This window comes from Catellatospora coxensis (assembly GCF_016862635.1).
Lineage (GTDB): Bacteria > Actinomycetota > Actinomycetes > Mycobacteriales > Micromonosporaceae > Catellatospora > Catellatospora coxensis.
The window spans coordinates 59,078-77,549 of record NZ_BONI01000045.1 but is presented as its reverse complement, the minus strand read 5'-3'; the positions used below and the strand labels follow the sequence as shown (position 1 = coordinate 77,549).

The 18,472-nt window shown below is 72.8% G+C and carries 14 protein-coding genes; 1 reads left to right on the top strand and 13 read right to left on the bottom strand.

The features are described from left to right. Positions 1-44 precede the first annotated feature (44 nt). From Cco03nite_RS24940 to Cco03nite_RS24895, 10 genes are all read right to left on the bottom strand, one after another. Positions 45-1,448: a family 43 glycosylhydrolase gene (locus Cco03nite_RS24940; protein ID WP_203694624.1), complete on the bottom strand. Its 1,404-nt coding sequence runs from the start codon at positions 1,446-1,448 to the stop codon at positions 45-47. A gap of 59 nt (positions 1,449-1,507) precedes the next feature. After that, on the bottom strand, positions 1,508-2,956 hold the full coding sequence (locus Cco03nite_RS24935) for a glycoside hydrolase family 43 protein (protein WP_203694623.1): 1,449 nt from the start codon (positions 2,954-2,956) through the stop codon (positions 1,508-1,510). 339 nt (positions 2,957-3,295) lie between these two features. After that, positions 3,296-4,207: an ion transporter gene (locus tag Cco03nite_RS24930; RefSeq protein WP_203694622.1), complete on the bottom strand. Its 912-nt coding sequence runs from the start codon at positions 4,205-4,207 to the stop codon at positions 3,296-3,298. A 144-nt stretch (positions 4,208-4,351) separates the two neighbouring features. Then, complete coding sequence (locus Cco03nite_RS24925; RefSeq protein WP_203694621.1) at positions 4,352-7,141, bottom strand: helix-turn-helix transcriptional regulator; 2,790 nt, start codon at positions 7,139-7,141, stop codon at positions 4,352-4,354. A 145-nt stretch (positions 7,142-7,286) separates the two neighbouring features. Further along, the gene (locus tag Cco03nite_RS24920) at positions 7,287-8,582 is read right to left on the bottom strand and encodes a GGDEF domain-containing protein (protein ID WP_203694620.1); all 1,296 of its coding nucleotides are present in this window, start codon (positions 8,580-8,582) and stop codon (positions 7,287-7,289) included. Beyond that, complete coding sequence (locus Cco03nite_RS24915; protein WP_239167636.1) at positions 8,579-9,049, bottom strand: VOC family protein; 471 nt, start codon at positions 9,047-9,049, stop codon at positions 8,579-8,581. Before Cco03nite_RS24915 ends, Cco03nite_RS24920 begins: the two co-directional genes overlap by 4 nt. Positions 9,050-9,064: 15 nt before the next feature. Continuing rightward, a complete protein-coding gene (locus tag Cco03nite_RS24910) occupies positions 9,065-10,015 on the bottom strand; it encodes a redoxin family protein (RefSeq protein ID WP_203694619.1) in 951 nt (316 codons plus the stop codon). Between the two features lie 155 nt (positions 10,016-10,170). Continuing rightward, positions 10,171-12,081: an elongation factor G gene (locus tag Cco03nite_RS24905; RefSeq protein ID WP_203694618.1), complete on the bottom strand. Its 1,911-nt coding sequence runs from the start codon at positions 12,079-12,081 to the stop codon at positions 10,171-10,173. Positions 12,082-12,294: 213 nt separating this feature from the next. After that, positions 12,295-13,101, bottom strand: a complete 807-nt coding sequence (locus Cco03nite_RS24900; RefSeq protein ID WP_203694617.1) for an SDR family NAD(P)-dependent oxidoreductase — start codon at positions 13,099-13,101, stop codon at positions 12,295-12,297. Between the two features lie 42 nt (positions 13,102-13,143). Next, a complete protein-coding gene (locus tag Cco03nite_RS24895; RefSeq protein WP_203694616.1) occupies positions 13,144-14,799 on the bottom strand; it encodes an FAD-dependent oxidoreductase in 1,656 nt (551 codons plus the stop codon). 131 nt (positions 14,800-14,930) lie between these two features. Here Cco03nite_RS24895 and Cco03nite_RS24890 point away from each other — a divergent pair, with 131 nt between their 5' ends. After that, positions 14,931-15,515, top strand: coding sequence for a TetR/AcrR family transcriptional regulator (locus Cco03nite_RS24890; protein ID WP_203694615.1), 585 nt, complete (start codon positions 14,931-14,933; stop codon positions 15,513-15,515). Here the strand turns inward: Cco03nite_RS24890 and Cco03nite_RS24885 are convergent. From Cco03nite_RS24885 to Cco03nite_RS24875, 3 genes are all read right to left on the bottom strand, one after another. Continuing rightward, positions 15,501-16,100 (bottom strand): antibiotic biosynthesis monooxygenase, encoded by a 600-nt coding sequence (locus tag Cco03nite_RS24885; protein WP_203694614.1) that lies wholly within the window; start codon positions 16,098-16,100, stop codon positions 15,501-15,503. The genes Cco03nite_RS24890 and Cco03nite_RS24885 overlap by 15 nt on opposite strands. 102 nt (positions 16,101-16,202) lie before the next feature. Next, positions 16,203-16,595, bottom strand: coding sequence for a hypothetical protein (locus Cco03nite_RS24880; protein ID WP_203694613.1), 393 nt, complete (start codon positions 16,593-16,595; stop codon positions 16,203-16,205). A 133-nt stretch (positions 16,596-16,728) separates the two neighbouring features. After that, complete coding sequence (locus Cco03nite_RS24875; protein ID WP_203694612.1) at positions 16,729-18,414, bottom strand: GDSL-type esterase/lipase family protein; 1,686 nt, start codon at positions 18,412-18,414, stop codon at positions 16,729-16,731. Positions 18,415-18,472: the final 58 nt, after the last annotated feature.

The window sequence follows — 18,472 nt, the reverse complement described above, 5'->3', positions numbered from 1 at the left end:
CTTAACGGACGTCCGTGTAGAAGGTGCCCTTCCTTCGCTTCGGGTCAGAGGGTGGGGATGACGGGGGTGATGGTGCCGTCGGGGTTGAAGCGCAGGGGGTCGATGGTGACCTCGCGGTTCATGCCGTCGCCGGCGGGGATGGCGAAGCGGTGGTAGGCGATGTGCCAGGTGTCGCTGGTCGGTGCCTTGACAACGGAGTGGTGGCCGGGGCCCTTGATGCCGAGGCTGAGGTTCTTGGACAGGATCGTGCCGCGGTGGGTCCACGGCCCGAACGGCGAGGTCGCGGTGGCGTACTCGACGTGGTAGTTCTCCGAGCGGGTGTCGTCGACCGAGTACGACATGTAGTAGACGCCGTTGCGTTCGAACGCGAACGGGGCCTCCCGGAAGTTCGGCAGGCTGAACGTGCGCACCTGCGCGGCGTCGAAGGAGATCATGTCCGCGTTGAGGCGCACGCCGTACGCGTAGCCGTTGCCCCAGTACAGGTAGGACTGGCCGTCGTCGTCGGTGAAGACGTGCGGGTCGATCATCTGACCGCTGCGGAACCCAGCGGCCACCAGCGGCCGCCCCAGGGGGTCGGTGAACGGGCCGGTGGGGCTGGTCGACGTCGCCACGCCGATGTTGGTGTCGGCGCAGAAGTAGAAGTAGTAGCGGCCGTCGCGGTAGGCGATCGTCGGCGCCCAGGCGCGGCTGTCCGACCAGCTGATCTGGGGTCCGAGGTCCAGGATCGTGCCGTGGTCGGTCCAGTTGAGCAGGTCGGTGGAGGAGAACGCCTTGAACCTGGTCGAACTCCAGCCGCTGTAGCCGTCGGTGGTGGGATAGACGTAGTAGCGGCCGTTGAGGTGGGCGATGTTCGGGTCGCCGTAGAGTCCCTTGATGACGGGGCTGCGCCGCCCGGCCACCCACGGTGCGGTGACCTGGAACGAGCTGTCCGCGACGAAGGTGCCGGGGTTGGTGGTCGACGGGTCCAGCCACAGCTCGTTGTTGCGGTGGCGCAGGTAGCGGCCGGGGAAGTTCGACGACTCCAGGCGCACCGAACCGGTGGCCGACCCGTCCCGTACGCAGAAGCTCGCGTCCGCCAGGAACGTGGTGCTGCCGTTGTTGGTCTCCAGCCGGACCCGGTAGTCGCGGTGCCGCAGCCACATGCCGTTGGCCGCCTGGAACGACACGCAGCCCGCGCCGCCGGCCAGCGCGGGCGTGACGGTGAAGGTCGCGTCGCTCTTGGCCTGCGCGGAACTGCCCGACGTCACCGCGGCGACGCTGCCGAGGTAGTCGCTGTGCCGGATGTACCGGCCGGAGAGGTTGACCGACTGCAGCGAGCGCGCGCCGGTCGGGATCTCGGCGGCCGACGCCGGTTCACCGGCCGCCACGGTCAGCGCGGACGCGGCCAGGCACACGGCCAGCGCTCGGGAGACCGCCCGGCGCCTGCCACGGGTCACGGATGTTGTCACGGGGCCTCGCTCTCGGGAACGGGGGCGCCCCGGGCACGGCAGCCCGGGGCGCCCGCGGATCAGCTGGTGATGAGCCGGAAGGTCGCATCGGAGCGTTCGGTGGCGGTGCTGATCGGGTCGAGGCGGAGCAGGTAGTTGTAGTGCCGGAGGTAGCGGCTGGTGTTGTTGTAGGACTGGAACGACACCGCCGATGCGTCGGCCAGCCCGGCGACCTGCCGGAACGTGGCGTCCGCGGCGAACTGGGCCGAGCCGTCGCCGCGCACCAGGGCGAAGTCGTAGTTGCTGTGCCGCAGGTAGTAGCCGGGGAAGTTCACCGACTCGAACGACACGTAACCGGAGGCCGAGTTCGCCAGGCCGGGCACGAGCCGCCACTGCGAGTCGGCGAGCGGGCTGACGTTCGGGTCGATGCGCGCGTCGAAGTTGGCGTGGCGCACGTACCGGTCGGTGAAGTTGAACGACTGCACCCGCCGCGCGGTGCCGCTGCCCCACTTGGCGCGCAGCCGGTCGTACTGCGCCTGGGTGATGCCGATGATCGACCCGTGCCGCTTGTGGCTCGCCCCGAGCGAGTACTCCGAGGTCGCGCGGACCCGGTAGGTGCTGGTGGCGGCCAGGTTGGTCGAGGTCAGCGGGAGATAGCCGCGGCCGCTGGCGTACTGGTCGACCCACAGCCCCCACTCGTTGCGGCCGTTGTACTGGTGCAGGATCGGGCCTTCGACCTGCGCGCCGGTCATGCCGAGGTGGGAGATGTCCCCGAGCCTGGTCCAGCCGCTGAGCAGCTGGTTGCTGCCCTCGATCGAGATCTGCCCGTCGCCGGACGCGCGGATGTAGCGGTAGCCGCCGACGCTGCCGGGGATCTCCAGGATCTGGGTGTCGATGATGCCCTGGCTGCCGGGCCGGTCGATGTACGGCTGGGCGGCGGTGAAGGTGCGGAAGTCGGTGGTGCGGGAGTACCAGATGCGGGCCTTGTCCACGCCGTTGCGCGGCGAGATGGTCGCCCAGTAGACGAGGTAGTTGCCGGCGGCCGGGTCCCAGATCGCCTCGGGCGCCCAGGCGCAGCCCGCCCCGCTGATGCCGCCGGCCACGCCGACCAGCCGCGGCGCGGACCAGGTGACCAGGTCGGTGGACTCCCACACGACCAGCGACGTGCTGCCCGCGTGCTGGGCGGCGTCCCAGCCCTTGCCGCTGGCGATCCGCAGGTCGGTGGCGAGCAGGAAGAACCGGTCACCGGCCGGGGAGCGCACGATGCTGGGGTCGCGTACGCCGAGTTCGCCGACGTTGGAGCGCAGCACCGGCTGGGAGTAGTTCAGGTCGGTCCAGCGCAGACCGTCGGTGCTGGTGGAGAAGTAGATCTGCTCACCGCTGGCGCTCTCGCCGGTGAAGTGGGCCATGAGGTATGCCGCGTAGGTCTCGGCGGCGGCCGCGGGCGACGGCAGCGCGGTGAGACCGAGGGAGAGCAGCAGGGTGGCGGCAAGTCCGCCGAGCCCGAGCCGCCGCGACCGGTGTGTCATTCGTTCCTCCTCGGAACGTCAGTGCGAGCCAGATGAACGGGTCCGGACCTCAGCAGGCATGGCGGCACGCGCCACCGGCATCGCTGCAGTCGGGGGATCCGCACCGGGGCAGGGCAGGGCGCCGCGCGGCAGGCAGCTGTTAACGTTCACACCCGCGCCTCGAGGAGCCCTCGCATCCGCTGCGGATCAAGGGTTGAGTCTGGTCAACTGCAGGTGCGGGCGCGGTGTTTCCCGTACCACACGGGACGGTTACGGCCGTGTGAGGAGAATGTTAGCGATAACATTCACAGTGTCAAGACTGTCGATCGGTCCTGCCGAAAGAATTTCGGGCCGCCGCCGTCAGCGCCGGCCCGGGTCCCGGTCCACGCGCAGGTCGCGCTCCAGGTCGTCGAGCAGGGTACGCAGATCGTCCAGCCGCCGGGTGATCGCGACCCGGTCGAGGTCACCGGACCCGGCTTCGTCCCCGGCGGGCGGCGTGGGCGTATCGGCCTGCTCCAGGCGGCGCGCCTCCTCCATCGAGTTGATGATCACGCCGACCAGGATGTTGACCAGCAGGTTCGCGGTGATGAGCACGTAGCTGATGTAGAACACGACCGTCCACGGCGACAGCGCCATGCCCTGCTCGATGAGATCCGGCAGGTTCTCCAGCGACAGCAGCACGAACAGGGTGAGCACGGCGCTGCCGATGGTGCCGTACTGCTCGGGCTGGTGCTCGGCGAAGATCAGCCAGCCGGCCATGCCGTAGACGTAGAGCGTGACGATCGCCAGGGCGAGGAAGCCGCCCACACCCGGCAGGCTGCGCAGCAGCGCGGTGACGATGGTGCGCAGGCCCGGCATGAAGCGCATCAGCCGCACCACCCGCGCGATCCGGATGACCCGCAGGATGGCCGAGTCCCCGTGCAGGCCCGGGATGAACGCCGCGGCGACCACCGCGAGGTCGAAGACGTTCCAGCCGTGCCGGAAGAAGTCCAGCGGACGCCGGCCGTAGCTGAGCAGGCGGATCGCGATCTCGGCGACGAACACCGCCCGGAACAGCCATTCGAGCACGGTCAGCCAGCCGGCCGAGCGCAGCTCGGGATAGGTCTCCAGGCCGAGGAGGACGGCGTTGGCCGCGATCGCCGACATGATCGTGACCTCGAAGCCGCGGGAGGCGGCGACCCTGGCGCACCAGGCCGTGATCCCGGAGGCCGGTGCCGGTGCGGGCGCGGCGTCGGCGTCCGCCGGCGCGGTGCGTACGAGAAGCTGGCTCATGCCCCGATCCGGGTCGTCGACCGGCGGGCGCGCGTCCGAACCGGACGGACCACGCCGGTGGGCGGGAATGACATGGCCGCCACCTTACGGGCCGCCGCCGCGGCGAAGAGCGGGGGCACACCGGTGACCGGCCCGGTCGGTGTGCTAGCCGGTCGCCGCCGCGCGGTTCTCCACGGCGGACGCGCTGACCGCGATCTCGACGCGTGAGCGCAGCCCGAGCTTGGCCAGAATGCTGGACACGTGCGATTGGACGGTGCGGGGCGACAGGAACATCTGCGCCGCGATGTCGGGGTTGGACCTGCCCTCCGCCACGGCGAGCGCGACCTTGTACTCGGTGTCGCTCAGCGCGGCCCAGCCGTGCTTCGGGCGGCCGCGCGGGCCGCGTACACCCTGCCTGATGCCCGCCTGGCGGGCGCGGGCGCGCGCCCGGTCGATGTCGCGCATCGCCTCCAGGCCGGTGTACAGCGCCACCGCGCCGGCCAGCTCGTCCCGGGCCGGCTGGAGGCGGCCGGCCGCGGCCAGCAGCACGGCCGCGTGCTCGCGGGCGTAGCCTTCGTGCATCGGCCAGCCGGCCTGCGCGAACCAGGCCGCGGCGGCCAGCAGCCGCGACGGGTCCTCGTGCAGCAGCCCGCCGCAGAACGCGGCGGTGCCCTCGACGCTGTCGATGGGCTGGCGGGTCAGCAGGTCGGCCGTGGTCTCGGCGAGCACCCGCAGCCGGCCGGTGTCACCGGCCGCGTGGGCGAGCCGGGCCAGGTCCGCGCAGACCCGGTAGCCGATGCAGCGGGGGCTGAACGTCGGCGGCTGCTCCCACAGCGGGAACAGCACGTCGAGGGCCGCGGCGGGCCCGTTCTCGTTCTCCTCCGCCAGGGCGTGGGCCCAGCGCAGCGGCGCCGTGAACGGCGCCTCCAGCGGGCTGTCCGCGGCCAGCATGGCCAGTTCCTGGTCGAGGGTGCGGGCCTGGCCGCGGTGGATGGCGACCATCGCGGCGAAGCCGCGCAGCGCCGGGGCCTGGCGCAGCGGGTCCGGGTTGTCCAGCGCGGCACGGATCTCGGCCATACCGTCGTCCCAGAGCCCGCGCAGGAACAGCACGTTGGCGCGCAGCAGCTGCGCGCTGGTCAGGTAGACCCCGCCCGTGTCGCGGTTGCGCCGCATGGCGGCGTCGAGGACGAGGTCGAGTTCGGCCGGGCGGTCCAGCGCGAACAGGCACATCGCCCGGACCACGAGCGGGTCCACGATCATCGTGGCGTCGCCCTGGTCGAGCGCGCTCATCGCGTCGGTGTTGAGGTCCAGCGCCTCCAGCACCCGGTTCTGCGCGAACCGCAGCACCGCGAGGGTGTTGTGACCGTACGCCTGCGCGATGGCGTCGCCGGTCGCCAGGCCGGTGCGCAGCGCGTCGCCGGCCAGCCGGTCGGCGGTGTGGAACTCGCCGATCAGCAGCCGGCACACGGCGGCGAAGCCGTACAGGCGGCCGGGGTGCGCTGGCGCGAGCCGGGCCGCGTCCTCCCCCGCGGCGGCGGCCTGCTGCAGCCGCCCCTGCCGGAAGTAGCCGTCCATGCGCAGTTCGAGCAGCTGCGTACGGGTGGCCGGGGACTGGAATGCGGCGAGCTGGTCGTGCAGGACCCGCTCGGCGTCGTCGGTGTGCCCGGCCCACAGCAGGGCCCGGATCAGCGCGATGTTCAGGCTCGTCGCCGTCGCCTCGTCGACGGCCTCGGCCGCGGCGGCGCGCAGCAGGGTCACGGCGAGGTCCGGGGCGCGTACGGTCAGCTGGGGGGCCACCTTCATCAGCCACTGCCCGTGTTCGGCGTGGTCGACCTGGGCGAGGTGCTCGGCGATCTGCTCGACGTCGGCGCCCCGGTCCATCAGCGCCTGCGCGGCGCGCAGGTGCAGCACGCCGCGCACCGACGACGGGGTCTGCCGGGCGAGCCCCTGCCGGATCAGGTCGTGGCGGAACTGCAGCCCGGCCTCGGTCTCGACGAGCAGCCCCGCGCCGGCCGCCGCGGTGAACGCCTCGGCCAGCTCCAGCACCGGCGTTTCCAGCACCGCGGCCAGCAGCGGCAGGTCCACGGGCCCGCCGAGCGCGGCGGCCCGCTGCAGCAGGGCCTGGATCTGCGCCGGCAGCGGCCCGAGCCGCGACATGATCATCGCCTGGAGCGACTCGGCGGGCGGCGTGTCGTGGTCGGTCTCCGCCCGCCCCTGGCTGATCCGCAGCGCGCCGTCCCGTTCCAGGCCCGCCACCAGCTCGGTCAGGTAGAGGGGATGGCCCTCCGCGGTGGCGACCAGGTGCGCCAGCTGCGGCCCGGTCGGCGCGCCGACGGTCGCCTCGACCAGCTCGGCGACCGCCTGCGGGTCCAGCGGCGGCAGGGTCATGCGGTGCGCGCCCTTGGCCGTCATGCTGCGCACCAGCGCGCTCATCGCGTCGCCGCGCGGCTCCGGGGCGGCGGCCAGCACGACCAGCAGCGGGTACTGCGCGATGCCGCGGCACAGCCGGTGCAGCACCACGATGCTCTGCGCGTCGGCCCACTGGACGTCGTCGACGATCACGGCCACCGGCCCCTCGGCGCACCAGTCGTCCACCAGGTCGAGCATCGCCTCGGTGACGACGAAGTCGTGCCCGGCCGCGCCGGGCTGCCGGTCCGCGCCCTCGCCCCGCAGCAGCGCCGCGACCCGGGCCCGGTTGGCCTGGCCGCCGGTGGTCAGCACGTCCAGGCACGCGCCGGCGACCGCGAACGGCAGGTCCCGCTCCAGCTGCTCACCCGCCGCGCGCAGGGTCCGCATCCCCAGCCGGTCGCAGCATGCCGCGACCGCGTCCAGCAGCGCCGACTTGCCGATGCCCGCCTCGCCCTCGACCAGGGTCGCCGACCCCCGGCCGGCCACGGCCTGCTCCGCCGCCGACTGCAGCGAACGCACCTGCGGCTCACGGCCGAACAACGTCACCGGCACACCCCACCTCGCGTTTCGTGACGACAGCGCACGAACGGCGCGGAAACCGGCGCTCAAGCCCGGGCGAGCTACGGGCGACGCAGGCGACCCGCCGGTAACCAGCGTACGGCGCTCGGCCGGCCTGCGCCGGTGTGCTGGATCAAGCGGCGGGCGGGCTGTGCACGCGGTCGCGGCCGGCCCGCTTGGCGGCGTAGAGCGCGACGTCGGCGCGGCGAACCAGCTCCTCGCTGGTCAGGCCGTCCTCGGGATACGTGACCACGCCCAGGCTCGCGGTGACCCGTACCGTGTGGCCCTGGAACTCGATCGGCGTGCCCGACAGCGCCGCCCGCACCCGCTCGGCGGTGCGCAGGGCCGCGTCCCGGCCGGTGTCGGGCAGCAGCACGGCGAACTCCTCCCCGCCGTGCCGGCCGGCCAGATCGGTGGAGCGCACCTGCGACTGGAGGATCTGCCCGACCTGGCGCAGCACCAGGTCACCGGCGAGGTGCCCGTACTCGTCGTTGACCGCCTTGAAGTGGTCGAGGTCCAGCAGGATCAGCGAGAACGGCACCCCGCGGCGGCGGGCCTGGTCCAGCTCGCGGGTCAGGCCGGCCCGCAGCGCGCGGCGGTTGGGCAGCCCGGTCAGCGGGTCGGTGGTGGCCAGGTCCACCAGCTCCGCCCGGCGCTGCGCGATGCGCTCGGCCATCGTGTTCAGCGCCTCGGCCAGTTCCCGCAGCTCGCCGCGGGACTTCACCTCCGCCCGGGTGTCGTAGTCGCCCTCGGCGTACCTGGCGGCCGTCTGCGTGAGCCGGCGGACGTCGCGGACCAGCCCGCGCGAGAACGTCCAGCCCAGCCCGAGCGCCACCGCCATGCCGGCCAGGCCCGCCCCGAGGGTCAGCCGGCGGCTGGGCGCACCGGCGGCCAGCACCTGCCCGTAGAGCCCGGAGTAGTCGAGCACCAGCGCCCCGACGATGCCGTCGTCGGGAGCGCGGATCGGGACGACCATCAGCTTCGCCGCTGATCCCGCGCCCCCGCGGGTGATGGCGCGGATCAGCCCGTCGCGCAGCGTCGCGGCGATCTGGCCGTCGGGGTCCGCGCCCAGGCCCGGCACCCCGGCGGGCATCGTGTCGGCGACGCTGCCGCGCCGCAGGTCGACGATCTCGACCTCGCCGCCGATCTGGCGTTTCAGATTGTCGAGGTAGGGCTGCACGGTGGCGGGGTCCAGCTGCCGGCCGTCGTGGACGTCGTCGCCGACCTCGGCGGCGATCACCCGGGCCAGGTGCTGGGCCTCGACCTGGGCGTCCCGCGCGCCCGCGATGCGCTGCTCGCGTTCGGCGATCAGGCCGATCAGCGGCAGCAGGGCGGCGACCAGCAGGAACGCCAACGCCAGCCGCGGGCCGACCCGGGTCGGCCAGTCGGCCGCGCGCCACCGCCGCCACCAGGTGCGCCGCCCGGTCACCGCCCCGGTGCCCGCTCCTTGACCTCCTGCATCAGCCATCCGTTGCCGTCCGGGTCGGTGAACGTGGCGAACGAGGCGTAGCTGCGGCCGTCCGGGGCCCGGCCGTCCACCCGCTCCTGGAATCCGTTGTCGTAGCTGTTGTGGAACACGGGGCTCACCTCGACTCCCCTGCCGATCAGATCCGCACGGGCCCGGTCGAGGTCGTCGACGACGAGGTAGGTGCCCTGGACCGTGCCCGGCTCCGCCGGGGTGAGCCCGCGGCCGAGGTGGACCGAACACGCCGACCCGGGCGGCGTCAGCTGCACGATCCGGAACTTCGGCCCGGCCTCGTAGTCCGCGTCGAGCCGCCAGCCCAGCCCGCGGTAGAAGCTCAGGGCGCGGTCGACGTCGGCCACCGGGATGACGACGACCTCGACCTTCATGTCCACCGCCGGCGGGGCGACGGCATCGTGCTGCGAGCTGTTCATGCGGACCTCCCGTGATCACCCGAACGTGAACGCGTACGCCTCGGCGCCGGGCTCGGCGAACGTGATCTCCACGGTGCGCTCGCGCACGTCATCGGGCTCGCGTACCAGCTGGTAGAGCCGACCCTCATCGAGCACGCCGGCACCGTTCTCGTCGACGTCCACGCCGTGCGAACGCCCCGGTGGGCGGCCGTCCACGAGCACCCGGAACGCCATCGGGCCGCGCTCGCCCGGGGACAGGACCAGGTGGGCGTCGCGAGCGTGGAACCGGCAGGCCAGGGAGCCTTCGGCACCGGCGAGCACGACGCTCTCGCGCTCGGCTGTCCACTCGCCGGCCAGCGCCCAGTGGTTGAGGCGCAGGTCTTCGGGCCGTTCGTAGGCGCGGGGTTCGTCGAACGCGATGCCGCCCGGCGAGGCGAAGTTCTCGCCGCGCGCGTAGCCCAGGTACGTCTCCGGCGAGCGCAGGTGCGTCCAGTCCGCCTCGGCCTCCACCCCGTGCCCTTCGACGTGGGTGGAGACCAGCGCGCGCTCCACCCCGAGCAGGCGCTGCAGGACCTGCTCGGACCGCTCGTAGCGGCCCTCGCCGAAGTGCTGGTCGCGGACCACGCCGTCGGCGTCGAGGAAGTAGAGCGCGGGCCAGTAGTGGTTGTCGAACGCCCGCCAGACGGCGTAGTCGTTGTCGACGGCGACCGGGTAGTCGATCTCCCGCGCCGCCACGGCCTGCCGGACCCGGTGGCTGTCGCGTTCGAACGTGAACTCCGGCGTGTGCACGCCGACGACGACCAGGCCGTCGTCGCGGTAGGCCCGCGCCCAGGCACGCACGTACGGCTGGGCGCGCAGCCAGTTGATGCACGTCAGCGTCCAGAAGTCCACCAGCGTGGCCCGGCCGCGCAGCTCGGGGCGGTCGAGCGGCGCGGTGTTGAGCCACTCGCTCGCACCGTCGAACGCGGACAGGTGCACAGGCTCCATCATGGCCACCTACCGCGGTGGCGTGGTGCTCGGCATGTCTTTCACCTCTTCGCTGATGTTAAGTGGTGGATCCGCTCCGGGAACCGCTATCCGATCCGACCCCGGCCTGGAATGCGACATACCGCTCGGTGCGGGCGAAGCCGCCCGGCTGTTCATCACCGTCGCCGGCCGGACGGCGCGGTGCGCACCGGCCGGTAGCCCGCGAACGCCGACTCCAGCACGCCTTCGCCGCCGGTCACCTCCGGCAGGGCCCGGTGCAGCTCCTGCGCGTCCGCGGCGGTCAGCGTCGCGACGACGGTCATCTCGTCGCCGCGCGCCACCTGGTCGGCCACGGCGGCCCGCAGCCTGCTGAGCAGGCTCAGGACCGGCCCGAGCGCCCACGCCGGGAGGTCCAGGGTCACCCGGGCCAGCGGCTCGCAGACCGTGGTCCCGGACGCGGCCAGCGCCTGGGCCAGGACCAGCGGGGTCAGCTTGCGGAAGTCCGCGGACGTGCTGTCCGGCCCGCGCAGCGACGGCGGTCCGTCCGCGACGCTGTACCGCGACTCGGTCATGGTCACCACGCAGTCGGTCACCGGCCAGCCGCGCGGGCCCGCGCGCAGCGCGTCGCGGACGTACTCGCCCATGGCGTCCTTGAACAGGTCGAGGGTGCGGTACACGTACAGCGGCGCGTACCGGTAGTCCACGGGCACGATCACCTGGATGCCCGAGCCCGGCGGCGCGGGTTCGACGCGCAGCCCGATGGTGGCCTGGTACGGGTTGGACGGTGTGTTGAGCCGTTCCACGGCCTCCCCGACGCCCGCGGGCCGCTCGACGCACAGCGTCGTGGTCTCCCGGAAGCGCGCGTCGATGCCGAACTCGGTGGCCAGGGTGGCCTGGATGACCTCCTTCTGCACCTCGCCGTAGAGCGACACGGCGGTGCCGAGGTGCTCGTCGGCCCGTACGTCGATCAGCGGGTCCTGCTCGGCGAGCTGGGCCAGCGCCGAGCGCAGGCGCGCGCCGTCGGCGGGGTCGGCCGGCACCAGCAGCGCTTCGAGCATGGGCGGGGCGAAGTGGTGTGCGGCCAGGCCGTGCGCCGCGCCGACGGCGTCGCCGACCTGGATCGTGGCCAGGCCGCGCAGCGCCGCGATCCCGCCCGCGGTGACGCTGTCGTGCGGGGTCCACTCGCCCCGCGCCAGCATGTGCAGCCCGGTGATCCGGTCCCGGCCGCCGGTCGGATGGTCCCGCAGATGCAGGGTCCCGTCGAACATACGCACGTAGGCGACCTTCTCCCCCGCCGGACCACGTTCGATCTTGAAGATCCGTCCGCTCGGGCGCGACGCAGGGTCGCCGGCCGACGCGGGCAGCAGGTCCGTCAGTCCTGCCATCAGGGCGTCCACTCCCGCGCCGGTGATCGCCGAGCCGGCGAAGACCGGGTGCACCGCGCACCGGGCCGTCTGCGCGGCCAGTTCGGCGCGCAGCCGCTGCGGCGTCAGGCAGGACTCGTCCGCGACGTACGCGGCGAGCAGCGCCTCGCTCTGGCCGGTGAGCACGTCGGCGAGCGCCCGGGTGTCCGGTTCGGCCTGTGCGCGGCGTTCCCCGGGCGACACGACCCTGGTCATCGGCACGGCGCGCACGTCCAGGCGTCGTGCCAGCTCGGCGAGGGTGCGCTTCGCGTCGGCGCCACCCCGGTCGATCTTGTTGATGAAGATCAGCGTGGGTACGGCGAGCCGGCGCAGCGCGCGCATGAGCAGCCGGGTCTGCGGCTGCACTCCCTCCACCGCCGACACGACCAGCACGGCCCCGTCGAGCACGCCGAGAACGCGGTCCACCTCGGCGATGAAGTCCGGGTGACCCGGCGTGTCGATGATGTTGACCACCGTGTCCGCGATGCGCAGCGACGCCACGGCCGAGCGGATGGTGATGCCCCGCCGGCGTTCCAGCGCCAGCGAATCGGTCTGCGTCGTGCCGGTGTCGACACTGCCGACCGCGTCGATGACCCCGGCCGCGTACAGCAGCCGCTCGGTCAGTGACGTCTTACCGGCGTCGACATGGGCCAGAATCCCGAGATTGAGCGTGCGGAGCGACAAACGTCAAGTCCTTCGAACGAACGGGCAGGAGAGCTTCGAAAGAACCGACCGTCGCTCGCATGTCCCGCTCCTCGTCCTCGGAAAACCTGACGCCCCCCACCCAACCACCCCCTCCCCTCCCCCGCGACCCATTTCCTCCACGCCACACCGACAGGCAGAAGGAAGGGCACCTTCTACACGGACGTCCGTTAAGAAGGTGCCCTTCCTTGCTTTTCAGTTGTCGAGCAGGGACTTCATGCGGTCGGCGATGAGGGCGGTGGCGCGCTGCGGGATGAGGCGGGCGAGGCGGTCGAGCAGGCGGGCGTCGCCGCCGATGCGTACCCGGAAGCTGCCCTTCTCCACCGCCCGGATGATCTGCGCGGCGGCGTCGGCGGGGCTGGTCAGCTTCGCGCCGGTGCCCGCCGACGCGGCGTCGCGGCCGGGCATGCCGACGCCGGAGTTGCCGAGGATGTCGGTGGCGACGCCGCCGGGGAACACCACGGTCACCGCGACCGAGGTGCCGCGCAGCTCGGCGTACAGGCCCTCGGTCAGCAGCTTGACCGCGGCCTTGCTCGCGCCGTACGCGCTCTGCCCCGGCACCGGCAGCAGCGCGCCCATGCTGGACACGTTCACCAGGGCGGACTGCGGGCGGGCGAGCAGCTCGGGCAGGAACACCTTGCTCGTGTTGACCACGCCCCAGAAGTTGACCGCCATCACCCGTTCGATCTCGTCGAAGCCGAGGTCCTGTACCCGGGCGAAGCGCTGCACGATGCCCGCGACGTTGATCAGGCCGTCGATCTGGCCGTGTTCGGCGATGACGTCGCCGGGCAGCTTCTCGACCGCGGTGCGGTCGGCGATGCTCAGGACGTGGCCGCTCAACCGGTCACCGGCGGCGGCGAGCCGTGCGGTCTCGGCCAGGCCGGTCTCGCTGAGGTCGACGGCGGCGACGCGGGCGCCCCGGGCGAGCAGCCCGAGGACGACCTCGCGGCCGATGCCGTTGCCGCCGCCGGTGACGACGAAGACCCGCTGTGCGATCTGCATGGTGGTCTGCCTTTGCTCTGGTTCAGAGGGTGGAACGACGGGTCAGGCGGCGGTGGCGCGGTCGGCGGCGTGGCGTCCGGCCAGGAAGCCGAAGACGGTCGCCGGGCCGATGGTCGAGCCGGGGCCGGGGTAGGTGCGGCCCATGACGGAGGCGGTGCTGTTGCCCGCGCCGTACAGCCCGGCGATCGGCGCGCCGTCCCCGTCGAGGACCCGGGCGTGCTCGTCGGTCAGCAGGCCGCCCTTGGTGCCGAGGTCGCCGGGCACCAGCTTGATCGCGGTGAACGGACCCTTCTCCAGCGCGCCGAGGTTCGGGTTCGGCTTGACCCGCGGGTCGCCGTAGTAGTTGTCGTACGCGGTGCGCCCGCGTCCGAAGTCCTCGTCGACGCCGCCGCGGGCGAAGCCGTTGAACCGGTCGACGGTGGCCCGCAGCGTGGCCGGGTCGATACCCAGCTCGACGGCCAGGGCCTCGACGGTGTCGGCCGAACGCACCGTGCCGGCCTCGCGCAGCTTCGCCGTGCCCTGCGCCAGCGCGCTGAACAGGTAGCGGCGGCGGTGCCGAGCGTCGACGATCATCCAGCTGGGAATGGCGGGCACGGTCTTGTCCCGCGCCAGCATCGCGTGTCCGAAGTCGATGTAGCTGGCCGACTCGTTGGTGTAGCGCCGGCCGGAGCCGTCCACCACGATGCTGAACGGCATCGACCGCTCGGAGACGACGAACTGGCTGGACCCGTCGGGCATCGGGACCGACGGGCCCCACCACGCGTCGTCCATGAGGGCCAGCTGCGCGCCGGCGGACTCGGCGATGCGGATCGGGTCGCCGAGGTCGCCGTCGGCGGCGGAGGTGTAGCCGGGGATGCCGTGGTACTTCTGCCGCCACTGCGTGTCGCGGGCGAATCCGCCGGCCGCGATCACGACCCCGCCCCGGGCCCGGATGCGGACGGTGGCGCCGTCGGCACCGGTCACCACGGCGCCGGTGACCGCTCCGCCCTCGACGACGAGCCCGGTGAGCGGCGTGTTGAGCAGCACCTCCGTGCCCTGGCGGGTCACGATCGACATGAGGTGGGCGGACAGGCCCGCGCCGATGCCGTGCAGGCGCTTGCCGCGGGCGAAGCCCCACAGGGTGCGGAACACGAATCGCGCGCCGCGGACGAAGCCGGAGAACGTCGACCAGGCGCGCACCAGCAGCCAGACGTCGTCGGTCTTGAGCGGCACGGGCGGCGTCGAGCCGCGGAAGCGCGCGGTCTCCAGCCACGGCCCGAGGCGGCGTACGTCGAACGGCTCGGACTCGATGCCGCGCCCGATCATGCCGCCGGGCCGGTCCGGGTAGTAGTCGGGGTATTCGGGCGCGTCGGCCCAGGCCACCCCCAGCCGCTCCAGCGTCTGGTAGACCTCTGGAACCGTCTCGACGAACGCGCGCCGCCGCGCGTCGGAGCTGGCCGGGCCGGCGTCGCCGACGGCCGCCTGCAGGTAGGTCAGTGCCTTGTCGACCGAGTCCGCATGGCCCTTGCGGAGCATGAGCGGGTTGGCGGGCATCCACAGCCCGCCGCCGCTGAGCGCGGTGGTGCCGCCCCAGGTGGCGGTGCTCTCCACGACGGCCACCCGGCGGCCGGCGTCGGCGGTGGCGATCGCGGCGGTCAGGCCGGCCGCGCCCGTGCCGACGACGAGCACATCGACTTCCCTGTCCCAAGCGGTGCCCATGACGCCTCCCACTGACGACCCTGCCGAACTGGATAGCCGATCGGCTAGGCGGCAAAGCTAGCCGATCGGCTATCCAGGCGCAAGATGCCGTTAGGATCACCGCGGAGCCGATCGACGGACGGAGGCGGACGATGGCGCAGCGGGGCAGCCGGCCCGATCGACCGGCCCGGGAACGGGTGCTGGAAGCGGCGCTCGACCTGTTCGCCGAGCAGGGCGTCAGCGGCACCTCGCTGCAGATGATCGCCGACCGGATGGGCGTCACGAAGGCCGCCGTCTACCACCAGTTCCGCACCAAGGAGGACATCGTCTTCGCGGTGGTCGGCCCCGCGCTGGACAGGCTGCTCGAGATCGCCGACGCCATCGACGCCGAGCCGGACCACCAGCGGCGGTTCACCGCGACGCTCGCCGGCATCATCGACCTGATCATCACGCATCGCCGGCTGGCCGCCATCGTGCAGTTCGATCCGATGGTCGCGCGGCTGGTCCGCGGACACCCGGCACACGCCTCGTTCGAGCGCATCCGCTCCCTGTTCACCGGGCCCGATCCGGACGGCTCGACGCTGGTCGCCGCCGCCATGGTCAGCGGCGGGCTGATCGTGGCCGGGGTCGATCCGGCCCTGGTACGCCTCAGCGACGACGAACTGCGCGAGCACCTGTTCGACACGGCCACCCGCCTGCTGCGGCCCCCGCCGGGCCCGCCGTCAGCGGCCGGATGACGCCGTACGCCACGGGGCGGGGCGGCCGTGCAGCCACCACTCCAGCAGCCGGGTGATCCACGGCAGCATCACGTAGGTCATCAGCGGGGTCAGGCACAGCGTGATGACCAGGGTGCGCACCACCAGCGCGGCCCCGGCCAGGTAGCGCACCGCCACCGCGTTGGCCAGCAGGCTGAGCGGGAAGAACACCAGCCAGATGGTGACCGCCTGCTTCCAGCGCGGCGGGGCGGGCGTACGCGCCTCCTCGACGCTGTGCTCCTGCGGCGGGTCGAACCAGCCCTCGATGCCCGTACGCCGCTCGGTGCGGGCGTGCTCGACGATGCCCTGGGCCGACGACAGCCACCACTGCCGCTGCGCCGACTCCTCCCAGGTACGCAGCGCGTCGGCGTCGGCGAACCGGTACAGCATGTGCCAGTCGGTGGAGCCCGGCCCCGGCCGCACCCACCCCGCGCCCAGGAACCCGGGGAACTCCTCGGCGAGGGTCGTGCCCGCCCGCATCCACGCGATCATCTCGCGGGCGTGGCTGGGGTCGGCCCGGCGCGTGATGGCGATGGTCACCGGTACGGCGCCGTTGCTGCTCGTCATGCCTCCATCTAACGCGGCCCGGCGGCACGGCGGTGTTACCCGGATCGCGTTCGGGACGCGTTCTTGGTCACCTCGGGACGGCGCGAGTCCGGCCGCGACGGTTCAGCTGCCGCTCAGCCGCGACCAGAGCGAGCGCCGGTACGGATTCGGGGTCGGGCCGCCGCTCAGCGGCCGGACCGCGTGCTCGCCGCGGGACCGGATCAGCTCCTCGGGCCACCGCTCGGTCAGCACCCGTGCCAGCAGCGGGTCATGGCTGTGCACCAGGCGGGGAACCTGGTTCGGCGCGGGCACGACAGCACGGGTCCACGCGCCGAAGACGTCCGGCCACGGCTGGATCGCGGTGGCGAGCCGCCCCTCGAAGGTGGTTCCGGCCCAGGCCGAGCCGCCCTTCCTGGCCGCCGCGTTGATCCGGGTCCACTCCTTGTGGTCGGGCACGCACAGCCACACCCCGAAGGTCGCGGTGCGGTCGTGCTCGACCGGCACCGGCAGGATCACGGTGGTGGAGGTGTTCCGGAGGTGGGGCGGCCGCTTCCTCGAAGACGTGTTCGAGTACGGCCTGGTGGAAGTCCCCGGCGACTAAGCCGGCACGGCGGAGGGGCGTCCGCGCGCCCCTCCGCCGTGCAATCCGTCAGGAGGCGGCGCAGGTGGCCGCCGACGGCACCGTGGTGTCACCGGCGGGTCGAGAAGCCTGGAAGCCCCAGGTGGTGCCACTGCCCGCGCCGAGGGTGGCGTTCTGGCCGGTGATCCCGCGAGCCGTCACGGTCTGCCCATTCACGGTCACGGACGCGTTCCAGGACCCGGTGAGGACATGCCCGGCAGGCAGGGTGAACGTGACCGTCCACCCGTTGATGGCGGCCGTGCCCGTGTTCGTGACGGTGTTGGGCTGCATGACGTAGCCGCCGCCCCACCCGGTCTGCAGGGTCAGCGCCGCCGCGCAGCCGGCGGCGCCGCCCGCGGTGCGGACCGTGGCCGCGGTCGAGAACGCGGAGGTGTTGCCCGCGGCGTCGCGCGCGCGGACCTGGTACCGGTAGGTGGTCGCCGGGGCCAGACCGGTGTCGGTGAAGGCGGCGGCGGTCGAGGTGCCCACGAGGGCGAAGCTGCCGCCGGTGCCGGGCGCCCGGTAGACGTCGTACCCGGCGACGCCGCGGTCGTCGGTGGACGCCGTCCAGGTGAGGGTGGCCGATGTCGTGGTCACCGCCGACGCGGCCGGCGTGCCGGGCGTGGTGGGCGGCTGCGTGTCCTGGGGCGGGCACGGCGGGGGCACCACGCTGACGGGGTCGGTGAAGGCGGAGGTGTTGCCGGCCGCGTCCCGGGCCCTGATCTGGTACCGGTACAGGCCGTTCAACGTGTCCGGGAACGACGTCGCCGTGGTCGTGCCGATCGAGACGAACCCCGCGCCGTTGGCGGAGCGGAACACCTCGTAGCCGCTGACCCCGACGTTGTCGGTGGACGCGGTCCAGGTCAGGGTGACCCGCAGGCTGCAGTCGACGGTCGCGGAGAACCCGGCCGGGGTGCTCGGCGGGGTGGTGTCGCCCGGCGTGCTCCCGCCGAGCAGCGGGGTCAGCGCGGGATACCAGCGGTCGGACATCTTCTGGAAGCCGGAGTCGTCGGGGTGCACGCCGTCGCTGGTGTCGGCGGTGGTGTCGAAGCCGGTGAACTGGTCCACGACGGTGATCGGCGACTGCGCGGTCGTCCGGTTCGCGGCCCAGCCCGGAATGGCGCTGTTCAGCGCGGCGACGCCGGACGGGCACCAGGAGCAGCCGCTGGGCGTCATCGGGATGATCTGGGCGACCAGGATCTTCGTGGCCGGGTTGCTCGCCCGCATCTGGTCGACGAGCTTGCTGAACGCGGCCAGGATCGTCGCCGTGGGCGTGCTGTTCCAGATGTCGTTGGTGCCCAGGTGCATGAGCACGACGTCGGGGTGGGTGGCGGCCAGCCATCCGGGCAGCTGGTTCTGGTCGGCGATGCCGGCGGCGCGGTATCCGCCGTGGCCTTCGTTGTCGCCGTCCCAGCTCGCGAGGTTGCAGCCGCCGCCGGCCTGGGTGCCGACGAAGTCGATGTCGCTGAAACCGCTGCGTTGCAGGCGGTCCCAGAGCACGGCGCGCCAGCATCCGGGCCCGCCGGTGATGGAGTCGCCGAGCGGCATGATCCGGATCGGGGTCGCGGCCTGCGCGGGAGCCGCACCGGCCACGGCGACGGCGAGGAGGAGGACGAGCGCGGACAGCGCGGCGAGGACGGAGCGGGTGAGCCGAGGTCGCACGGAGTGCGTCGCGAGTGGAGTGGGGCGGGGCGGGTTGGAGCGGGGTCGAGACATGGGCGTGCCTCCTGGAGAGTGTTCGGGCTTCGTCGATGGAAGCGCTCCCACATTGCGA